Here is a 1,410-nt window from a genome sequence, read left to right as displayed (position 1 = left end):
GGGAGGGTGACGACGGCGTCGGTGGTGGCGTTGCCGGTTCCTCGGTAGAGCCACATTTCGCCGTCGCTGTCGCGGGCGATGATGTCGGCCTTGTTGTCGTTGGTGAAGTCTCCGGCGACGATCGCGGTCATGTGTTCCCAGTCGATGCCGATGCGGACCCGGGGGAGGGTGACGACGGCGTCGGTGGTGGCGTTGCCGGTGCCCTTGTACAGCCAGAGTTCGCCGCTGCCGCTACGGGTGACGATGTCGTCCTTGCCGTCACCGCTGAAGTCACCGGACACCCCGAACACGTCGGAAACCGGCGGCGACGACCAGAGCGCCTCCACGATGATCTGTGCGTCCCCGGCCTGCCCCTGGTAGCGGTCCGGGTACGCGGAGACCTGGACCGCCTGACACACCTCGCCGATGGGTGCGGTCTGCCACGAGCCGTTCGGATATTCACGCTTCATCTTGCTGAGGAAGGCGTTGGTGGCCCAGATCGGATTCAGCCGCTGAGCCCGGGTGCCCCAGGAGGCCCGCTGCTGGAACAGGCCGAGGCTGTCGTGGTCGACCTCGACGCTGACGTTCTGCAGGTGCGTCTCCACGATGACGGTGGCGATCGCGATCACCGCCGCCCGCGGGGCGAGTCCCTGGGCCTTGACGGCGTCGACCACCATCCGGGCGCAGGACGTGCGGTAGGCGGACATGTAGCCCCGCATGTCGGCCCGTAGCCGGCTGTTGAGCTGACTGGCGAGGGTCGCGTCCCTGCTCGTCGGGCCGTTCGGGTCGCAGGCCACGGTCTCGACGGCAACGGCCGGCGTGACCAGGGCCGGGGGTACCGCCGGCGTGGTGCCGCCCTCGGCGGTCGGCGCGGCGTACGCCGCCGGTGCCATGCCGAGGAGGACGGTCGCGCTGGCGGCCAGGACGGTCGCGCAACGCAACGGGGTGGGCATTCTTCTCACAGCGTTCTCTCCAATTCGAACCGCAGACGCGGGTGGCCAGGAACCAGGTGGGATTCGGGAAGACGTCGACGACGCGACGAGTGCGGAGCGACCGAGGACGACGGGGCGGGACAGGACGGGACCGCCGTCCGGCCGGCTGGCCGGCCGGACGGCGGTCCGACTCCGTGGGTGGCGCTCAGCCGCTCAGCGGGTACGCCCTCAGGTGATGATGTTCATGAACTGCCAGTCGATGCCGATGCGGAGTCGTGGTTTGACGACGGTGTCGGTGGTGGCGTTTCCGGTGCCGGGGTAGAGCCAGAGTTGGCCGTCGTTGTCGCGGCCGATGAGGTCGGCTTTGCCGTCGTTGGTGAGGTCTCCGGCGCTGATGGCGTTGAGTGACTGCCAGCCGGTGCCGATGCGGATGCGGGGGAGGGTGACGACGGCGTCGGTGGTGGCGTTGCCGGTTCCTCGGTAGAGCCACATTTCGCCG

The 1,410-nt window shown here is 69.1% G+C and carries 1 protein-coding gene and 1 pseudogene; both read right to left on the bottom strand.

The window, feature by feature from the left end:
* Nucleotides 1-932: FG-GAP repeat domain-containing protein (locus V1633_RS36860; protein ID WP_331218825.1), on the bottom strand; the 932-nt coding region annotated here is incomplete at its 3' end.
* Nucleotides 933-1,139: 207 nt separating this feature from the next.
* A pseudogene (locus V1633_RS36855) lies at nt 1,140-1,410 on the bottom strand (hypothetical protein); the annotation flags it as partial.

This window comes from Plantactinospora sonchi (assembly GCF_036422035.1).
Taxonomy (GTDB): domain Bacteria; phylum Actinomycetota; class Actinomycetes; order Mycobacteriales; family Micromonosporaceae; genus Plantactinospora; species Plantactinospora sonchi.
The sequence above is the reverse complement of the archived record's forward strand: the minus strand, read 5'-3'. Positions and strand labels throughout refer to the sequence as shown.